The 17,310-nt window shown below is 69.0% G+C and carries 16 protein-coding genes and 3 pseudogenes; 7 read left to right on the top strand and 12 right to left on the bottom strand.

The features are described from left to right. Window positions 1-11 precede the first annotated feature (11 nt). From BLU62_RS06495 to BLU62_RS06470, 6 genes and pseudogenes are all read right to left on the bottom strand, one after another. Window positions 12-359: a metal-sensitive transcriptional regulator gene (locus BLU62_RS06495; protein WP_005195356.1), complete on the bottom strand. Its 348-nt coding sequence runs from the start codon at window positions 357-359 to the stop codon at window positions 12-14. Beyond that, window positions 356-2,518, bottom strand: a complete 2,163-nt coding sequence (locus BLU62_RS06490; RefSeq protein ID WP_024499311.1) for a copper-translocating P-type ATPase — start codon at window positions 2,516-2,518, stop codon at window positions 356-358. The genes BLU62_RS06495 and BLU62_RS06490 overlap by 4 nt, the downstream gene beginning before the upstream one ends. Further along, a pseudogene (locus tag BLU62_RS06485) lies at window positions 2,515-4,070 on the bottom strand (heavy metal translocating P-type ATPase); the annotation flags it as partial. The gene BLU62_RS06490 and the pseudogene BLU62_RS06485, both read right to left, overlap by 4 nt. A gap of 14 nt (window positions 4,071-4,084) precedes the next feature. Continuing rightward, window positions 4,085-4,186: pseudogene (locus BLU62_RS06480) on the bottom strand (NAD(P)-binding protein); the annotation flags it as partial. Between the two features lie 16 nt (window positions 4,187-4,202). Further along, window positions 4,203-5,425 (bottom strand): annotated as a pseudogene (locus BLU62_RS06475) (MFS transporter). Window positions 5,426-5,429: 4 nt separating this feature from the next. After that, on the bottom strand, window positions 5,430-6,770 hold the full coding sequence (locus tag BLU62_RS06470) for an NAD(P)-binding domain-containing protein (RefSeq protein ID WP_074852727.1): 1,341 nt from the start codon (window positions 6,768-6,770) through the stop codon (window positions 5,430-5,432). Between the two features lie 95 nt (window positions 6,771-6,865). Here BLU62_RS06470 and BLU62_RS06465 point away from each other — a divergent pair, with 95 nt between their 5' ends. The 5 genes from BLU62_RS06465 to lspA all read left to right on the top strand — a co-directional run bounded on the left by BLU62_RS06465 (window position 6,866) and on the right by lspA (window position 11,549). Then, on the top strand, window positions 6,866-7,771 hold the full coding sequence (locus tag BLU62_RS06465; RefSeq protein WP_005195334.1) for a GNAT family N-acetyltransferase: 906 nt from the start codon (window positions 6,866-6,868) through the stop codon (window positions 7,769-7,771). A 5-nt stretch (window positions 7,772-7,776) separates the two neighbouring features. Next, window positions 7,777-8,094 (top strand): hypothetical protein, encoded by a 318-nt coding sequence (locus BLU62_RS06460; protein WP_005195331.1) that lies wholly within the window; start codon window positions 7,777-7,779, stop codon window positions 8,092-8,094. A gap of 622 nt (window positions 8,095-8,716) precedes the next feature. After that, window positions 8,717-9,094, top strand: coding sequence for an ArsR/SmtB family transcription factor (locus BLU62_RS06455; RefSeq protein ID WP_005195330.1), 378 nt, complete (start codon window positions 8,717-8,719; stop codon window positions 9,092-9,094). Continuing rightward, window positions 9,091-11,049, top strand: coding sequence for a heavy metal translocating P-type ATPase (locus BLU62_RS06450; protein ID WP_005195329.1), 1,959 nt, complete (start codon window positions 9,091-9,093; stop codon window positions 11,047-11,049). The genes BLU62_RS06455 and BLU62_RS06450 overlap by 4 nt, the downstream gene beginning before the upstream one ends. Next, complete coding sequence (gene lspA / locus BLU62_RS06445) at window positions 11,046-11,549, top strand: signal peptidase II (RefSeq protein ID WP_005195328.1); 504 nt, start codon at window positions 11,046-11,048, stop codon at window positions 11,547-11,549. Before BLU62_RS06450 ends, lspA begins: the two co-directional genes overlap by 4 nt. A gap of 97 nt (window positions 11,550-11,646) precedes the next feature. Here lspA and BLU62_RS06440 read toward each other — a convergent pair whose 3' ends face one another. The 6 genes from BLU62_RS06440 to BLU62_RS06415 are packed head-to-tail and all read right to left on the bottom strand — an operon-like array spanning window position 11,647 to window position 16,372. After that, window positions 11,647-12,708 carry an ArsO family NAD(P)H-dependent flavin-containing monooxygenase gene (locus tag BLU62_RS06440; RefSeq protein WP_005195327.1) on the bottom strand — a complete coding sequence of 354 codons (1,062 nt, stop codon included), beginning with the start codon at window positions 12,706-12,708 and terminating at the stop codon, window positions 11,647-11,649. A 2-nt stretch (window positions 12,709-12,710) separates the two neighbouring features. Then, window positions 12,711-13,694, bottom strand: a complete 984-nt coding sequence (gene trxB / locus BLU62_RS06435) for a thioredoxin-disulfide reductase (protein WP_074848796.1) — start codon at window positions 13,692-13,694, stop codon at window positions 12,711-12,713. Window positions 13,695-13,746: 52 nt separating this feature from the next. Beyond that, window positions 13,747-14,178: an arsenate reductase ArsC gene (locus tag BLU62_RS06430; protein ID WP_005195323.1), complete on the bottom strand. Its 432-nt coding sequence runs from the start codon at window positions 14,176-14,178 to the stop codon at window positions 13,747-13,749. Window positions 14,179-14,205: 27 nt separating this feature from the next. Continuing rightward, window positions 14,206-14,865, bottom strand: a complete 660-nt coding sequence (locus BLU62_RS06425; protein ID WP_005195321.1) for an arsenate reductase ArsC — start codon at window positions 14,863-14,865, stop codon at window positions 14,206-14,208. 23 nt (window positions 14,866-14,888) lie between these two features. Beyond that, window positions 14,889-15,974 (bottom strand): ACR3 family arsenite efflux transporter, encoded by a 1,086-nt coding sequence (gene arsB, locus BLU62_RS06420; protein WP_005195320.1) that lies wholly within the window; start codon window positions 15,972-15,974, stop codon window positions 14,889-14,891. Further along, on the bottom strand, window positions 15,971-16,372 hold the full coding sequence (locus tag BLU62_RS06415) for an ArsR/SmtB family transcription factor (RefSeq protein ID WP_005195318.1): 402 nt from the start codon (window positions 16,370-16,372) through the stop codon (window positions 15,971-15,973). Before BLU62_RS06415 ends, arsB begins: the two co-directional genes overlap by 4 nt. A 78-nt stretch (window positions 16,373-16,450) precedes the next feature. Between BLU62_RS06415 and BLU62_RS06410 the strand changes: the two genes are divergently transcribed. Both BLU62_RS06410 and arsD read left to right on the top strand, forming a co-directional pair. Continuing rightward, window positions 16,451-16,870 (top strand): arsenate-mycothiol transferase ArsC, encoded by a 420-nt coding sequence (locus tag BLU62_RS06410; RefSeq protein WP_005195317.1) that lies wholly within the window; start codon window positions 16,451-16,453, stop codon window positions 16,868-16,870. 19 nt (window positions 16,871-16,889) lie between these two features. After that, the gene (gene arsD, locus BLU62_RS06405; RefSeq protein WP_074848795.1) at window positions 16,890-17,300 is read left to right on the top strand and encodes an arsenite efflux transporter metallochaperone ArsD; all 411 of its coding nucleotides are present in this window, start codon (window positions 16,890-16,892) and stop codon (window positions 17,298-17,300) included. Window positions 17,301-17,310 lie beyond the last annotated feature (10 nt).

Below are 17,310 nucleotides of genomic sequence, written 5' to 3'. Positions count from 1 at the left end.
TGGTGGGTGGCTCAGGAACGAACGAGGCGAGCGATGGCCGCCGAGGCTTCAGCGATCTTCTCCTGCGCCTCGTCCCCGCCGGCGTGGGCGGCATCGAGCACACAGTGGGTGAGATGGTCGTCGAGCAAACCCAGCGCGACCCCCTCCAGCGCCTTGGTCAGCGCCGAAATCTGGGTCAGGATGTCGATGCAGTACTGCTCCTCGTCGACCATCCGATAGATACCTCGGGATTGCCCCTCGATGCGCTTGAGGCGGGCCAGGTATTTGCCCTTATCGCTGATGTAACCGTGGGAAGAGTGTTCCGAGGCAGAGGATTCTTCCGGGGTGGAGGATTGTCCCGGTGCGGACGCAGCGGTCATGGACTCACCTTCTCAATGGATCTCGGTCGGTTGTGCTGCAGTCCACGCACTGTACTCGCGCCTGGCTGCAGGTCGAGTCGGCGTAACAGTTGCGCGTTGAGTGCGACCACGACCGTCGAGGCTGACATCAGAATCGCTCCGACCGACATCGGCAGGACGAACCCGATGGGCGCGAGAATTCCGGCGGCCAGCGGTACAGAGATCAGGTTGTATCCCGCTGCCCACCACAGGTTCTGCTTCATTTTTCGGTAGCTGGCGTCCGACAGCTCGATGACCGACAGCACCGAGCGGGGGTCGTCGCTGGCGAGGATGACCCCGGCCGAGGCGATCGCGACGTCGGTGCCGGCCCCGATCGCGATGCCCACATCGGCCTGGGCCAGGGCGGGGGCGTCGTTGACGCCGTCGCCCACCATCGCCACCTTGCGGCCTTCGTGCTGCAGTTCGGCCACCTTGCTGGCTTTGTCTTCCGGCCGTACACCGGCGAACACCCGATCGATACCGAGGTCGTGAGCGACGGTGTGCGCCACTGCTTCGGCGTCGCCGGTAATCATCACAACCTCGACCCCGCGGGCGTGCAGCACCTCGACGGCTTGGCGGGATTCCCCGCGCACCTCATCAGCAAGTTTGAGAGCTCCAATCAGCTCAGTGTCGCGGGTGACATGCAGGATGATTGCGCCGTCGGCGCGCCAGCGATCAGCGATGGCCAGTTCCTGATGGCCCTGTTCCTCGAGCATGCGGGGCCCGCCCACCCGCACTGTGGCGCCCTCGACGCGAGCGGTCACACCGACCGCCGGTGACGAGGTGAAGTCGGTGGCCGCCGGCACCGGCCGCGCGCGGTCTCCGGCAGCTGCGACAATCGCTCGCGCCAACGGGTGCTCACTGTCGGCTTCGGCGCTGGCGGCCAGGGCGAGCACGGTGTCCTCATCGACGCCGTCGGCGGCCGCGATCTCGATGACCGTGGGCTCACCCTTGGTCAGGGTTCCGGTCTTGTCGAACAGCACCGCATCCACAGTGCGCATGGCCTCAAGTGCCAACCGGTCTTTAACCAGCACGCCGCCGCGGGCGGCGCGTTCGGTGGCAATGGCCACCACCAGGGGGATAGCCAAGCCGAGTGCGTGTGGGCAGGCGATGACCAGCACGGTGATGGTTCGAATCACCGCCTGGTCGGGTTGGCCGATGACCGTCCACACGATGGCGGTGATGATCGCTGAGCCGAGCGCGAACCAGAACAGCAGCGCTGCAGCGGAATCGGCCAGCCGCTGGGCGCGGGAGGTGGAGTTCTGCGCGTCTGCCACCAGGCGCTGAATCCCGGCCAGCGCCGTGTCATCGCCGGTGGCGGTGATCTGGACCCGCAGCCCCGAGTCGGTGGCCACCGTGCCGGCCACCACCTGATCGCCGATGCCGCGGCGCACCGTGCGCGATTCTCCGGTGACCATGGATTCATCGAGCTCGGCCGAGCCGTCTACGACGCGACCGTCGGCCGGCACGCTGGCCCCCGGGCGCACGATCACCACATCTCCGACCTGCAGCTCACTGGGAGCAACCGTGGTGATCTGGTCGCCATCGACGCGTTCGGCCTCATCGGGCAGCAGCGCGGCCAGCGAGTCCAGGGCCGAGGTCGTCTGGGCCAGCGACCGCATCTCGATCCAATGCCCCAACAGCATGATCACGATGAGCAGCGCCAGTTCCCACCAGAAGTCCAGTTCGTGGTGCAACACACCGATGCTCGCACCCCAGGACGCCACGAAGGCCACCGTGATCGCCAAGGCGATCAACAGCATCATTCCCGGTGCACGCGACCGCAGTTCTGAATAGGCGCCTACCAGGAACGGCCGCCCACCCCAGCAGTACATCACCGTACCCAGCACCGGTGAGACCCACTTCAACACTTCACCATCGGGTAGGTCATAGCCGATGAGCATCGCGAACATGGGCGAAAAGGCCACGACCGGCACAGCCAGGGCCAGCATGATCCAGAACAGCCGCCGGAACTGCCCGGCGTGATCACCATGCCCCCCATGCCCAGCGTGATCATGGTCTGCGCGGGCGCGCTCAGCATGGTGATCGTGGTGGTTGTGTGACGCTGCGGCGAGTTGGCCGTGGTGGCGTTCATCGGCGGCGTCGTGACCGACGTGCTCAGGGGAAGAGTGCTCGTTCATGCCGCTACCTTATACCCCTTGGGGGTATACGTCGAGGGGTTGGTGGGTGGAACTGTGGACGATGAGTGGGGCGGGCTGGTGAAGGCGCGCAGCCGCAGGCTGTTGCTGACGACGAACACGCTGGACAACGCCATGGCGGCCCCGGCCAGCATGGGGTTGAGCAGTCCCAGCGCGGCCAGCGGTATCGCGGCGACGTTGTAGGCGAATGCCCAGAACAGGTTCATTTTGATCGTTTTCAGAGTGGTGCGTGCCAAGGCGATCGCGTCGGCGGCAGCGTTGAGGTCGCCGCGGACCAGGGTGATGTCAGCGGCATGCATGGCGGCGTCGGTGCCGGTGCCCATCGCCAGCCCGAGATCGGCGTGGGCCAGGGCAGCGGCGTCGTTGACGCCGTCGCCGATCATGGCCACAACCTTGCCGTCGGATTGCAGGTCGGTGATGACGGCGGCTTTGTCGGCCGGCAAGACGTTAGCGATGACGGTGTCGATACCGACCTCAGCGGCCACGGCATCGGCGACGGTCTGGTTGTCGCCGGTCAACAGGATGGGCGTCATACCCAGTGCGGCGAGCCGGGCGATGGCGTGTGCGCTGGTGGGTTTGATCGCATCGGCGACCGCCAGGACCGCATGGGCGCGGCCGTCCCAGGCGACGAGTACGGCGGTCTGTCCGGCTTCTTCGGCGGCGGTCTGCGCCTCGTTGAGGTGGGGGTCATCAACGGCGATGTGGTGTTCGGCCAGCAGCGTCGGACGCCCGACGGTGACCACACGTCCCTGGACCAGACCGCGCACGCCTCGACCTTCGAAGTTGCGGAAGTCGTCGACCTGGTCGAGCGGCCCGACTTCGGCGGCTGCACCAGCAGCGATGGCGGCCGCGACGGGGTGCTCGGAGGCATTCTCCACCGCCCCGCGAGGGCGAGCACGTCTTCGCGAGTGGTGGAGGGAGCAGTGGTGACCTGGACGAGTGTCATCTGTCCCGTGGTGACCGTGCCGGTTTTGTCGAGGACAACGGTGTCGACGGTTCGGGTGGATTCGAGGACTTCGGGGCCTTTGATCACGATGCCGAGTTGGGCTCCGCGGCCGGTACCGACCAGAAGTGCGGTCGGGGTGGCCAGTCCCAGAGCCTAGGGGCAGGCGATGATCAGCACAGCGACCGCGGCGGTGAACGCCGCTTGCAGGGGATAGCCGGCGCCGATCCACGCGCCGAGGACAGCGATGGCGACGGCGATGACCACCGGCACGAAGACACTTGAGATCCGGTCGGCCAGTCGCTGGGCGTGGGCTTTGCCGGTCTGGGCGCGTTCGACCATCGCGGCCATTTGCGCGAGTTGGGTGTCCGCTCCCACGCGGGTCGCCCGCACCCGCAGGTGCCCGCCGGCGTTGACCGTTCCGCCGGTCACGGTGTCGGCGGGGGCGACCTGGACTGGCATCGACTCGCCGGTGACCATGCTGGCATCGACTGCCGAGGTGCCGGACACCACCACACCGTCGCTGGCGATCTTCTCGCCGGGGCGCACATTGAACTCGTCGTCAATGGCGAGCTCGCCGATCGGGATCCGGCGGTGTCGTCGGAGGCTTCGAGGATCGCGGCGGTCAGGCCACGCTGGCGGAGGGAGTGGGCAGTGGCCAGGCCGGACTGGCCGGCGCCCACGATGAGGACGTCGTAGTGGGACATGTGGGGGTCCTTCGAATCAGGGAGTGGCGTCGACGGTGCGGCGGGGGACGCTGGCGGCCGCGACGAGGGCTGCGAGGAGTGCGATGGCACCGAGGACGAGGTAGGCGTGGGCGTAGCTGCCGGTCCAATTCGACAGGGCGGTGCCGGCCCACGGGGCGAGTGCCATCACGATGACGATGGGGGCGGACATCAGGCCGTTGAGGCGGCCGTAGTGGACGGCGCCCCACCGGTCGGTGATGGCGGTGGCTTGGACGAGGGTGAACAGTCCACGGATCAGTCCGGCGCCGATCGCGACGGTGATCAGGGTCACGACCGTGGTCACGACACCCAGTAGTGCGGTGCTGACGGCGGTCGCGACGAGAACACCGATGGCACGGCTGCGAGCCGAGGTACGGGCCGCGAGGGGCAGGTAGCCGATGCGGCCGAGGAGCTGTCCCGCCCCACTCAGGCCGAGGGTCAAAGCCGCCAGAGACGGGGAGAAGCCTTGTTCGATGAGCAGCGGCACGAGGTTGAACACGCCAGCGAAGGCGGCGAACGCGCCGAGGCTCAAGGCGGCGACGAGGGCGAGGAACGCGGGGCTGCGGGAGGCGTCGCGGTGATCGGCCGCGTCTCCGTGCGCCGGTGCCGGTGGGTGCGGCCAGCGCCCGCGCAGCCCCACAGGTGGGCGGGGATGGTGATGACGGCGAGGATCGCCGCGAGGATGAGATAGGTGGCGCGCCAGTCGGTTCGCTCGACCAGCGTCGCGGCGAGCGGGGCGAAGACGGTGCTCGCCAGGCCCGCGGCGAGGGTGAGGATCATCAGCGCCTTGACGTAGCTGTCGCCGTACCAGCGGGTCAGCGCCGCGAACGCGGGCGGGTAGAGAACGCCGCCCATCGCGATGCCGGCGAGGATCCAGCCGGCGTAGAACGTCGGCAGGTTGTGTGCGGTCGCGATGAGGAGCAGTGCGGGCACGGCGAGTACGGAGCCGGCGGTCATGATGGCGCGCGGGCCGATGCGGTCGATGATGCGGCCGACGGGGATGCCGGTGAATGCGGCGGCGAGCTGGCCGATCGAGAACGCGGCCATGATCGTCTGTAGGGACCAGCCGGTGTCGTCCGCGATGGACACCGACAGCACGGGGAAGGCGTAGTAGAGGATGCCCCAGCTGGTGATCTCCGTCAGGCACAGGATCGCCAAGACCCGCCGCAGACCAGCCGCGGGAAGGGTGTCGGTCTGCGGCGGGGCCTTGGTGTCCGTCATCGGGCTATCGTGACCCGCCGGGTGCGGTCAGGGTCACCAACTCTGGCTGCGGCGCGCCGCAGCAGCCGCCTTCCGAGGCGTCGGCGTCGGGCTCGTCGAATACCCCTGCGCCGCCGCAGACCCCGGTTTCGGGGAGGATCAGCTCGACGCGGGCGGCGGCCTCGTGGTCACCGGCGATCGCGGCGGCGATGCTGCGGACCTGCTCGTACCCGGTCATGGCCAGGAACGTCGGTGCGCGGCCGTAGCTCTTCATTCCGGCCAGGTAGAAGCCGGGTTCGGGGTGGCTGAGTTCCTCGGCGCCGTGCGGGTAGACGGTGCCGCAGGAGTGCACGTTCGGGTCGATCAGCGGGGCCAGCTCGATCGGGGCCTGCAGGACCGGATCGAGGCCGAGGCGGATCTCCGACAGCCAGGACAGCTCGGGCCGGAAACCGGTGAGCACCACGACACGGTCGACACCGTCGACCCGCTGACCGTTGTCGGAGGTCAGGGCAACCCGGTCCTGATCGGCGGGTTCGACTGCGGCGGTGCGGAACCCGGTGACGACGTTCAGCAGGCCGTCGTCGACGGCCTTCTTCGCCTTCAGGCCCAGGGCGCCGCGGGCGGGCAGCTGGTCGGATTCGCCGCCACCGAATGTGGAGGCGACGTCGCCGCGGCGCAGGATCCAGGTGATCCGGGTGCCGGGTGCTTCCTTCTCGAGCGCGGCGAGGGCAACGATGGCGTTCAGTGCCGAGTGGCCGCCGCCGGCGATCGCGGTGTGCTTGCCCGCGTACTGCGCGCGCACTTCCCGGTCGTCGAGGTCCGGGACGCGGTAGGAGATGACGTCGGCCGCGGCCTTCTCGCCGAGCGCGGGTAGTCCTTCGCCGCCGAGCGGGTTCGGGGTGCCCCAGGTGCCGGAGGCGTCGATGACCGCCTGCGCAAGCACACGTTCCTCGGTGCCGTCGGCGCGGCGGATGTGCACGGACAGCGGTTCGGTGTCGCGGCCGGAGTCGACGACGAGGTCGCGGCCGCGGCGGGCGACGCCGATGACCTCGGTGCCGAACTGCACGGCGTCACCGAGTGCGGCGGCGAGCGGGACGAGGTAGTCGCGGACCCACTCCTGCCCGGTCAGATACGCCTCATCGTCGGGGGCATTCCAGCCGGTCTGGTCGAGCAGGCGGCGGGCGGCGGGGTCGATGACCTCGGCCCAGCGGGAGAACAGTCGCACGTGGTTCCACTCGGCCACGGCAGCTCCTGCGCGGGGGCCCCGCTCGAAGACCAGCGGGGTGAGCTGGCGTTCGCGCAGTTCGGCGGCGGCGGCCAGACCGATGGGTCCGGCACCGATCACGACGACGGGCAAGTCGTTCATCATTCGACCTTTCATCGATGTTCTTCGATCAATGCCCACAGTATCGATGGCCATCGATGAATGCAACCATCGATGCCGATCGATATACTGAGTTCATGGTTACGTCCACTGAGTCCGCCGAGTGCCGTGTCCCGCCGAGTGCAGGTGCCGGGCATCCGTCGGCCGGTTTGGCGGCCGAGGACGCGGCCACCTACGCCGGTTGGTTCGCCTGCCTGGCCGAACCGACCCGTGTCCGGCTTCTCCACGAGGTCGCCAGCACCCCGGCCGGCGTCAGCATCGGGGAGCTGGCCACACGGCTGGGCATCGGCCAGCCGACCATCTCGCACCACGTCCGCAAGCTCGCCGACGTCGGCTTCGTGACCGTCCACAAGGACGGCACCAGCTCCGTCGTGGTGGTCAACCCGGCGTGCTGCACCGGCCTGCCGAGCGCGGCCGACGCAGTCATGGGCCTGCTCACCCAGCGCCCGTGCTGCCCGGACGATCTCCCCGGCGACGTGACCGTTCGACCGATGACCGACGAGGACTGGCCCGCCGTGCGCCGCATCTACAGCGACGCCATCGCCACCGGTCTCACCACCTTCGCCACCGAGGTGCCGCCTCGGAAGACGCTGGACACCCAGTGGCTCCCGGATCACCGGTGGGTCGCCGAGATCGACGGCACCGTCGTCGGCTGGGCCGCCCTAACCCCCGCGTCGCCCCACGAGCACTTCCGCGGGGTCGCAGAAAGCGCGGTCTGTGTCGCCGAAGGCTGGCGCGGCCGCGGCGTCGGCAAGGCCCTGCTCCGAACGCAGGTGATCGCCGCCGACCAGGCCGGCCTGTGGACGCTACAGACCTCGGTCTTCCCGGAGAACCGGGCCGCGATCGCGCTGCACCACTCCGCCGGGTTCCGCACCGTCGGGGTCCGCGAACGCATCGCCCAACTCGGCGGCGAGTGGCGCGACACCGTCCTGCTCGAACGACGATCCGAGACCGAGGCCGCCACCAGCTGCGCGGCGTTCTGACCGTCGTGGACATCGAGCTGCTCTACTTCGACGGCTGCCCCAACTGGCAGATCGCCCGGGACCAGATCGCCGAGGCCCTCGCCGCGACCGGGAACGCCGGAACGCCGATCGTGCTCCGGGCGATCGACACCCAGGACGAGGCAGAACGCGAAGCGTTTCCGGGATCGCCCACCATCCGCATCGACCGGGTCGACGCGTTCGGGCCGACCACCGGGGTGGGACTGACCTGCAGGGTCTACCACACCGCCAACGGCCCCGCCGGAGCACCGACAGTTCCCGACCTCGTCGAGGCGCTCCGCCAGGCGGAGCTGCGGCGACACTGACGTCAGACACTCAGTCCGCGTATGCGGACCGTGCGTTCGAGCATCGTCGAAATGTCGAATTGGCGGAAACCGACCCGATCAGTGACCTCGCGAGTGAGGGCAAAGATGCCCGCTCGTTCCGCCCACAGCGCAGCACTGCACCGAAGGCGACACGAGCGGGTTCACGGCCGAAGCAACATGCGACCTAGCAGCAGCCCGTCATCGGCGTGCACGCGCACATCTCACATGTTTCGTCGAGGCGCTCCGCCAGGCGGAGCTGCGGCGACACTGACGTCAGACACTCAGTCCGCGTATGCGGACCGTGCGTTCGAGCATCGTCGAAATGTCGAATTGGCGGAAACCGACCCGATCAGTGACCTCGCGAGTGAGGGCAAAGATGCCCGCTCGTTCCGCCCACAGCGCAGCACTGCACCGAAGGCGACACGAGCGGGTTCACGGCCGAAGCAACATGCGACCTAGCAGCAGCCCGTCATCGGCGTGCACGCGCACATCTCACATGTTCCGTTCGCCATCATTACCTGACAGGTCCACCAGGCCTGCAGATTCGTCAGCCAGTTCTCCATGTCCTCACCTGATCTCCAACCCCCATCTAACATCGTAGTTCATCGGTTATCATCGCCGTATGACGATTGATCGTGCGGATGGTTGCCTGACAGCCGGGAGTACCGGCTCGACCCTCGATGCGGCGGTGGCGTTGTTCCACAGCCTGTCGGACGGGACCCGGTTGGCGATCGTGCGCCGCCTCGCTGCGGGTGAGGCTCGGGTGGCGGATCTGGTCGGCGAGTTGGGGTTGGCGCAGTCGACGGTGTCGGCGCATGTGGCGTGTCTGCGGGACTGCGGGCTGGTGACCGGCCGCCCGCAGGGGCGGCAGGTGTTCTATGCGCTGGCCCGGCCGGAGTTGATGGATCTTCTCGCCTCGGCGGAGACGCTGCTGGCGGCGACCGGGAACGCGGTCGCGTTGTGCCCGAACTACGGCACCGATGCCGAGGAGAAGTCATGAGCGACGCGTGCGGCTGCGGCCACGACGAACCCCGCCCCGAAGGCGAGGAAGAACACGAGCCCGAAAAGCTCTGGCACATCACCGAGATCCGCGCCGCCGCCGCGGCCGGCGTGCTGCTGGTCGCGGCGCTGATCGTTCGCGTGACCGGCGGAGCCGATGCGCTCGCTGTGGGGTTCGAGGCGGCCGCGCTGATCGTGGCGGGTTACACGTTCGTCCCGTCCACGCTCAAGAGGCTGGCCAAGGGCAAGATCGGCGTCGGCACGCTGATGACGATTGCCGCCGTCGGAGCGGTGCTGCTCGGCGAGGTCGGCGAGGCCGCCATGCTCGCGTTCCTGTTCGCGATCAGCGAGGGGCTCGAGGAGTACGCGGTCACCCGCACCCGCCGCGGCCTGCGGGCCCTGTTGTCCCTGGTCCCGGACACCGCCACGGTGCTCCGCGGCGGCCGCGAGGAGACCGTCCCGCCGGCCGAGCTCGCTCTCGGCGAGATCATGATCGTCAAGCCCGGGGAGCGGATCGCGACCGACGGCGTCATCCGCACCGGACGCACCGCCCTGGACACCTCCGCGATCACCGGCGAATCGGTGCCCGTCGAGGCCGGTCCCGGCGACGAGGTGTTCGCCGGGTCGATCAACGGCACCGGAGTCCTCGAGGTCGAGGTCACCGCTGGCGCGCAAGACAACTCGCTGGCCAAGATCGTGCGGATCGTCGAGGCCGAGCAGTCCCGCAAGGGCGAAGCGCAACGCCTGGCCGACAAGATAGCCAAGCCGCTTGTCCCGGCCGTGATGGTCGCGGCCGCGGTCATCGCCGCAGTCGGCAGCCTCGCCGGTGATCCGCGGGTGTGGATCGAACGCGCCCTCGTCGTGCTCGTCGCCGCCTCACCGTGCGCGCTGGCGATTGCCATCCCCGTGACGGTCGTCGCCGCGATCGGCGCCGCGTCCAAGCTCGGCGTCCTGGTCAAGGGCGGTGCCGCCCTCGAAGCACTCGGCCGCATCCGCACCGTCGCGCTGGACAAGACCGGCACTCTCACCCGCAACCAGCCCGTCGTGATCGACGTCGCCGCCGCTAACGGCGCCACCCGCGGCGACGTCCTCGCGGTGGCCGCGGCGTTGGAGGCCCGCAGCGAACACCCGCTGGCCCGAGCGATTCTCGCCGCCGTCGGCCACTACGTGCCCGCCGACGATGTCGATGCCGTGACCGGCGCGGGCCTGACCGGCCGCATCGACGGCGCACCGGTTCGGCTCGGTCGACCCGGCTGGATCGACCCCGGCCCCCTCACCGCCGACATCGAACGGATGCAGCGTGCCGGCGCCACCGCGGTCCTGATCGAGCGCGCCGGAACCGTGATTGGGGCGGTCGCCGTCCGCGATGAACTCCGCCCCGAGGCACACGAGGTGATCGCCGGCCTGCGCCGCGACGGCTACCAGGTCGCGATGCTCACCGGCGACAACGACCGCACCGCCCGCGCCCTGGCCGCCGACGTCGGCATCGACGAAGTGCACGCCGACCTGCGCCCCGAGGACAAGGCCCGCATCGTCGGAACCCTCCGCGCTGCGCGACCGACCGCGATGGTCGGCGACGGAGTAAATGACGCCCCCGCCCTCGCCACCGCAGACCTCGGTATCGCGATGGGCGCAATAGGAACCGACGTGGCGATCGAGACTGCCGACGTCGCTCTGATGGGCGAGGACCTGCGCCACCTACCTCAGGCGCTGCACCACGCGCGCCGGTCTCGGACGATCATGCTGCAGAACGTCGGCCTGTCCCTGGCGATCATCACCGTCTTGATGCCGCTGGCCCTGTTCGGTGTCCTCGGCCTGGCCGCGGTCGTCCTCGTCCACGAAGTCGCCGAGATCGTCGTCATCGCCAACGGCGTCCGCGCCGGACGCGCCCGAACCCTCACCGCAGCGACACCCTCGGCGATCACGCGCGAACCGATCGCCGGGACTCGGTCATGACCTACGCCGAGCCCACCACCTCGACCTCAGCCAGGTGGCGCCGCGGCCGCCGCACCCTCGTCGCGGTCGCCGTCGCCTTAGCTGCGATCGCGCTGGTCGTCGATCCGATTGCACGCGACACTCTTTCCTGGGGTCGGACCGTCGATCTCGGCCTGCTGCAACTGCGCCTGACCTACAACACCGGGGTCGCTTTCAGTCTCGGCGACCAACTCCCCACCGCCGTCGTTCTTGCCGCCACCGCGGCCATCACCGCCACGATCAGTGTGTTCGCGTGGCGTACCGCACCGGACAGTCACCCGATCCAGACCGTCGGGCTCGCCGCGATCGTCGCCGGCGCCGCCGCCAACGTCATCGACCGTCTTCTCGACGGCAAGGTCACCGACTACTTCCACACCGGATGGTTCGCCACCTTCAATATCGCCGACACCTACATCACCTGCGGCGTCGTCCTCGTCATCGGCGCATTGCTCCTCGAATCCAACGAGGACCACTCACCATGACCCGCATACCCGAGCACCTTGCGCAACGCCCACACCGCGGAAGCGTCCGGGTGAACGTGGGCGCGCTCGTCGCCGGTCCCTTATCGGACGAGTGTGGTCAGTCGTCGAGGTCGAGTTGGGCGACTGCAGCTTTGGCAGTGCGTCCGACGCCGAGGATGGTCGCCGAGCCGGGGCCGGTCCAGTCCCCGTAGCCGAGCAGGTGCAGGCGGGGCTCCTTGAGCGCCTTCGTGCCCGAGACGGCGATCGTGCCGTCGTGCTCGCGCAACCGCAGCGGACGCAGGTGGGCCAGCGCGGGCCGAAAGCCGGTGGCCCACACAATGACATCGGCGTGCTGAACCGTGTTTCCCCAGGCGACGCCGTCTCGGGTGAGACGGTCGAACATCGGTAGCGCCTGCAGGACACCACGATCGCGGGCCTCACGCACCTCGGGCACCATGACGATGTCGCCGAGGGAAGCCGGTCCGCCGGGATCGGGTTTCCCGGCGGCGATCGCCGCGGCGCGCTCGGATGCGACCTGGAACAGCACCCGCCCGTCGACGTCGTCGGCGAGGAAGCGGGGTGGCCGGGTCGTCACCCACGTGGTGGTGGCCACGGTGGAGATTTCGGCGACGAGCTGGGCGGCGGAGTTGCCGCCACCGACGATCACCACCCGGGCGCCAGCGAAGTCCGACGGTTGCCGGTAGTCGACCGTGTGGAGTTGGCGGCCGGTGAACTCCCGCGCACCCGGGTACAGCGGCCAGAACGGTTGCTGCCAGGTGCCGGTCGCGCTGATCACCCGCCGGGCCCGCCAGATCCGTTGGTTCGTGGTGACGGCGAGGTGCTGCCCGTCGCGGTCCACACCGGTGACCCGGACGGGCCGCTTGATCGGCAGGTCGTAGCGCTCCTCGTAGGCGGTGAAGTAGTCGACCACGTGCGAGGCGGGCGGGAAACCGTCCGGCCACGGCGGCATCGGCCATCCCGGCAGGGCCGCGAACTCCGCCGGGGAGAACAGCCGCAGCGACGGCCACGTGTGTGGCCATGCCCCGCCGGGTACCGGTTGGTCGTCGAGGATCACGAACCGGTGCCCGGCTCGCCGCAGGTAGTAGCCCGCGGCGAGCCCGGCCTGTCCGCCACCGATCACGACCACATCCATGTCGGTCACCGATCGCTGCTGCATCATGCTCAGACGGTGACGGGCTCGCCCGCGGCGGCGAGGGTGTTCTCGGTGATCTCCCCCTGGTCGGCCAGCCAGCGCTCGGCGTCGATCGCGGCGGCACAGCCGGTGCCGGCCGCGGTGATGGCCTGACGGTAGGTGTGGTCGACCAGGTCGCCGGCCGCGAAGACACCCTCGGTGGAGGTGGCGGTGGTCGGCGACTGCACCTGGACGTAGCCGGCGGCGTCGACGTCGACCTGGCCCTTGACGAGCTCGCTGCGCGGGTCGTGGCCGATGGCGACGAACATGCCGGTGACGTCGAGCGTGGACCGCTCGCCGGTGACCGTGTCGCGGACCACCAGGCCGGTGACGCTGTTCTCACCCGGCACCTCGACCGGCTCGGCGTTGGTGACGAAGCGGATCTTCTCGTTCGCCTTGGCGCGCTCGAGCATGATCCGGGACGCGCGGAACTCCTCGCGGCGGTGCACGAGGGTGACGCTGCGGGCGAACTTGGTCAGGAAGGTGGCCTCCTCCATCGCGGAGTCGCCGCCGCCGACCACGACGATGTCCTGGTCGCGGAAGAAGAAGCCGTCGCAGGTGGCGCAGGCGCTGACGCCGCGGCCGAGGAGCTTCTCCTCCCCCGGGATACCGAGGTAGCGGGCAGCGGCACCCATCGCAAGAATGACGGCGCGGGCGTAGTACGTCTCACCGTTCGCGACGACCTTCTTGACCGGGCCGTCCAGCTCGATCTCCTCGACGTCCTCGGTGCGGATGTCCGCGCCGAAACGCTTGGCCTGCTCGCGCATCTCGTCCATGAGATCCGGGCCCATGATGCCCTCGCGGAAGCCGGGGAAGTTCTCCACCTCGGTGGTGGTCATCAGCGAGCCGCCGAACTGGGTGCCCTCGAAGAGCAGGGGCTCGAGCTCCGCGCGGGCGGCGTAGACGCCGGCCGTGTATCCGGCGGGTCCGGAGCCGACGATGATCAGGTCGTGGATGGTCGCGTCAGTACTCAATGAGGAGCCTTCCGTGCGGCCCCCGCAGGGGCGAAGAGGTGGACGTTGTCGGTCAGGAACGGGCGGGCTCGGCGGTCAGTTCTGCGATCAGCGCCTCGACCTTCGCCTTGATCTCGTCACGAATCGGGCGGACCGCGTCGACACCCTGACCGGCCGGATCCTCGAGAACCCAGTCGCGGTAGGACTTTCCGGGGAAGACCGGGCACGTGTCGCCGCAGCCCATCGTGATCACCACGTCGGAGGCCTGTACCGCGTCCACGGTGAGGATCTTCGGGGACTGCGTCGAGATGTCGATGCCGACCTCGGCCATCGCCAGGGTCGCGGCGGGGTTGACCTGGTCGGCCGGGGCGCTGCCCGCGGAGCGGACCTCGATCCGGTCACCGGCCAGCGCGGTGAGGAATCCGGCGGCCATCTGGGAGCGGCCGGCGTTGTGCACGCAGACGAACAGGACCGACGGAGTGGCGTTCGGGGAATCGGTGGTCATCGAGAACCTTTCGGGAAGATGGAGGGGTCAGGCCTGGGTGGTGGTGGTGAGTTCGGTGAGCAGGCCGCGGACACGAATATCGATCTCGTCGCGGATCGCGCGCACCATGTGCGGCGATTGCCCTTCCGGGTCGGGTACCGACCAGTCGAGATACCGTGTGCCCGGATGGACCGGGCAGGCGTCGCCGCAGCCCAGGGTGACCACCACGTCGGCGACGGCGACGACCTCGTCGGTCAGCGGCTTGGGATACGCGGCGGCCAGGTCGATTCCGGTTTCGGCCATCACCGCGAGGACGGCGGGATCGATCCCGCCGGTCGGGGCCGAGCCCGCCGAATGGACGTGGACACGGCCGCCGCTGTGGTGGTCGAGCAGCGCCGCCGCCATCTGCGAGCGGCCGGTGTTGTGGGCGCAGACGAACAGCACCTCGGGCGCCGTCTTCACCACGGAACCGTCGGTGTGGGCGCGGGCGGTGAGGCGTTCGGCGGCCAGCCTGGGCGCGAGCGCCGTCAGATGGGTGTGCACCGTGGCGGTCTCGCGGAGCGCGGCGTACGACTCGAACACCGTCCGCTCCACCGTTTCCGGGGAGAAGACCCCGACGTATCTGCCGGCGAGATGCTCGGCGGCCCGCCGCAGGACCGCCTCGGGGACGAGTAGTTCGGACTGATGGCGGTCGACATGCTGGGACATGTTCGTCTCCTGGCCTTCTCGGGTCACGAAGCGATGGGTGCGGGAGAGTCCGTGCGGTTGAAGCGTTTGCGTAGCGCGAGGGAGACGTAGACCAGGCCGACGAGGACGGGGACCTCGATCAGCGGTCCGACGACCCCGGCGAGGGCCTGGCCGGAGGTGACGCCGTAGGTGGCGATGGCGACCGCGATGGCGAGCTCGAAGTTGTTGCCCGCGGCGGTGAACGCGAGGGTGGTGGTGCGCTCGTAGCCCAGTCCCATTGCGGCGCCGAGTGCGTAGCCGCCGCCCCACATGATCGCGAAGTACGCGAGCAGCGGGATCGCGATCCGGACGACATCGAGTGGCTGCGAGGTGATCTGGTCGCCCTGTAGCGCGAAGAGGATCACGATGGTGAACAGCAGGCCGTAGAGCGCCCAGGGGCCGATCTTCGGCAGGAACCGCTCCTCGTACCACTCGCGGCCCTTGGCCTTCTCCCCGAAGTGGCGGGTGAGGAACCCGGCGAGCAGCGGGATGCCGAGGAAGATCAGTACGGACTTGGCGATCTGCCACGGTGAGGTGTCGATGGTGGTCTGTTCGAGGCCCAGCCAGCCGGGCAGCACCGAGAGGTAGAACCAGCCGAGGACGGCGAACATGATTACCTGGAAGACGGAGTTGATCGCGACCAGGACGGCGGCCGCTTCGCGGTCGCCGCAGGCGAGGTCGTTCCAGATGATGACCATCGCGATGCAGCGCGCGAGGCCGACGATGATCAGACCGGTCCGGTATTCGGGCAGGTCGGGCAGGAAGATCCAGGCGAGCGCGAACATCAGCGCCGGGCCGAGGACCCAGTTCAGCAGCAGGGAGCCGAGGAGGAGTTTGCGGTCGCCGGTGACGGTGTCGAGGCGGTCGTAGCGCACCTTCGCGAGGACCGGGTACATCATGATCAGCAGACCGAGCGCGATCGGCAGGGAGATGCCGTCGAGTTCGACGGCCCCGAGTGCGTCACCGAGGCCGGGGATCATCCGGCCCAGGAGCAGGCCGGCGACCATCGCCACACCGATCCACACCGGCAGGAACCGGTCCAGGGTCGAGAGCTTGCCGACAACAGCGGGATGGGTGGTCGTCTCGGTCACCGGGCCACCTCCACGACCGCAGCTGCGGGCACGCAGGCCGAGCCTTCGACGACACCGACCTCGGACGCCAGCACCGCCGACAACTGCGCGAGCGCGGACGGGATCACCCGGTAGTAGACCCAGGTGCCGCGGCGCTCACAGTCGAGCAGACCGGCCTCGCGCAACACCTTGAGGTGATGCGAGATCGTCGGCTGCGACAGCTCGAACGCCGGGGAGATGTCGCACACACAGCTCTCGCCGTTCTCGTGGCTGGCGATCAGACTCAGCATCCGCAGACGCACCGGATCCCCGAGCGCCTTGAACATCCGGGCCAGGTCAGAGGCCCAATCTGAGGTCAACGGCTCCCGCGTGATGGGCGAGCAGCAGGCCTCGACCCCACTCGACGATTGATTCGACATACGTCTATATTGACTCTTATCGATTCAACTCGTCAACCGAACGGCCGGTGAACACGGCCACCCCGGAAGGATCCGAGCGTGAACAAACCTTCGGTGCTGTTCGTCTGCGTGAAGAACGGCGGCAAGTCCCAGATGGCGGCCGGGCTGATGCGCAAGGCCGCCGGCGACGCGGTCGAGGTGCACTCGGCCGGCACCAAGCCTGGCGCCGCGGTCAACGCCCTGTCCGCGCAGTCGCTTCTCGAGGTCGGCGTGGACATCACCGCCGAGACCCCGAAGGCGATCGACCCGCAGCTGCTGCGGGCAGTCGACGTGGTGGTCACCCTCGGCCGCGAGGCCCACGTCGATCCCGTCCCGGGGACCCGGTTCGAGAACTGGGACACCGACGAGCCGTCCGAACGCGGCATCGACGGCATCGACCGCATGCGCCTGGTCCGCGACGACATCGCCGCCCGCGTCGACCGGCTCGCCGCCCAGCTCACGGCCCCCACCCACCCCTGAGAACTGAGAGGCCCCCCTGATGACCCGTATCGAGGTTTTCGAGCCCGCACTGTGCTGCAACACCGGAGTGTGCGGCGACGACGTCGACCAGGCCCTGGTCACCTTCACCGCCGACATGGACTGGATCAACACCCAGGGCGGCGACATCGCCCGCTTCAACCTCGCCAATGAGCCCCTCGCCTTCGCCGAGCGGGAACCGGTCAAGGCGTTCCTGCAGCTCTCCGGCTCAGAGGGCCTGCCCCTCGTCCTCGTCGACGGCGTCACCGCCGTCACCGGCCGCTACCCCGACCGCGCCCAGCTCGCCAAGTGGGCCGGCATCGCCCCCGAACCGGTGGCCGCGCCCGCCGCGATCCAGATGCTCGGCCTCACCGACACCACCGACGCCGGATCCTGCTGCGGCGACGGCCCGGACAACACCAGCTGCTGCTGAAAGGTCGACC

This window comes from Gordonia westfalica (assembly GCF_900105725.1).
In the GTDB taxonomy this organism is placed as follows: Bacteria; Actinomycetota; Actinomycetes; order Mycobacteriales; family Mycobacteriaceae; genus Gordonia; species Gordonia westfalica.
The sequence above is the reverse complement of the archived record's forward strand: the minus strand, read 5'-3'. Positions and strand labels throughout refer to the sequence as shown.

Excerpts from the sequence above, each read along its gene's own strand:
- BLU62_RS06495 (WP_005195356.1), bottom strand. The coding sequence starts at position 359 with ATGACCGCTGCGTCCGCACCGGGACAATCCTCCACCCCGGAAGAATCC.
- BLU62_RS06490 (WP_024499311.1), bottom strand. The coding sequence starts at position 2,518 with ATGAACGAGCACTCTTCCCCTGAGCACGTCGGTCACGACGCCGCCGAT.
- BLU62_RS06470 (WP_074852727.1), bottom strand. The coding sequence starts at position 6,770 with ATGAACGACTTGCCCGTCGTCGTGATCGGTGCCGGACCCATCGGTCTG.
- BLU62_RS06465 (WP_005195334.1), top strand. The coding sequence starts at position 6,866 with ATGGTTACGTCCACTGAGTCCGCCGAGTGCCGTGTCCCGCCGAGTGCA.
- BLU62_RS06455 (WP_005195330.1), top strand. The coding sequence starts at position 8,717 with ATGACGATTGATCGTGCGGATGGTTGCCTGACAGCCGGGAGTACCGGC.
- BLU62_RS06450 (WP_005195329.1), top strand. The coding sequence starts at position 9,091 with ATGAGCGACGCGTGCGGCTGCGGCCACGACGAACCCCGCCCCGAAGGC.
- lspA (WP_005195328.1), top strand. The coding sequence starts at position 11,046 with ATGACCTACGCCGAGCCCACCACCTCGACCTCAGCCAGGTGGCGCCGC.
- BLU62_RS06440 (WP_005195327.1), bottom strand. The coding sequence starts at position 12,708 with ATGATGCAGCAGCGATCGGTGACCGACATGGATGTGGTCGTGATCGGT.
- BLU62_RS06430 (WP_005195323.1), bottom strand. The coding sequence starts at position 14,178 with ATGACCACCGATTCCCCGAACGCCACTCCGTCGGTCCTGTTCGTCTGC.
- BLU62_RS06425 (WP_005195321.1), bottom strand. The coding sequence starts at position 14,865 with ATGTCCCAGCATGTCGACCGCCATCAGTCCGAACTACTCGTCCCCGAG.
- BLU62_RS06415 (WP_005195318.1), bottom strand. The coding sequence starts at position 16,372 with ATGTCGAATCAATCGTCGAGTGGGGTCGAGGCCTGCTGCTCGCCCATC.
- arsD (WP_074848795.1), top strand. The coding sequence starts at position 16,890 with ATGACCCGTATCGAGGTTTTCGAGCCCGCACTGTGCTGCAACACCGGA.